Source organism: Streptomyces violaceorubidus, assembly GCF_000717995.1.
GTDB lineage: Bacteria > Actinomycetota > Actinomycetes > Streptomycetales > Streptomycetaceae > Streptomyces > Streptomyces violaceorubidus.
Genome location: NZ_JODM01000173.1, coordinates 1 through 346 on the forward strand (window position 1 = coordinate 1; position 346 = coordinate 346).

The 346-nt window shown below is 69.7% G+C and carries 1 protein-coding gene; it reads right to left on the reverse strand.

Annotation, left to right across the window (positions count from 1 at the left end; all coding sequences use genetic code 11):
- On the reverse strand, positions 1-346 hold a 346-nt coding region (locus IE94_RS36810), incomplete at both ends, for an AMP-binding protein (RefSeq protein ID WP_037924966.1).

The following is a 346-nucleotide window of genomic DNA, read 5'->3' on the forward strand; positions in this document are numbered from 1 at the left end:
CGGCAGCGTCAGATGTGTATAAGAGACAGGTGTGGGTGGTGGTGAGTGTGGTGGTGGGGGTGGTGTCGTGGAGGAGTTGGGTGATGCGGTCGGTGGGGTGGTGGGGGTCGAGGGGGAGGTAGGCGGCGCCGGTTTTGGTGATGGCGAGGAGTGCGGTGACGAGGTCGGGGGAGCGGGGGAGGAGGACGGCGACGTGGTTGCCGGGGGCTGCGCCGTGGGTGAGGAGGTGTCGGGCGAGGCGGTTGGCGCGGGTGTTGAGTTCGGCGTAGGTGAGTCGGGTGTCTTCGAAGACGAGGGCGGTGGCGTGCGGGGTGCGGGCGGCCTGGGCCTCGAACAGTCCGGCGAG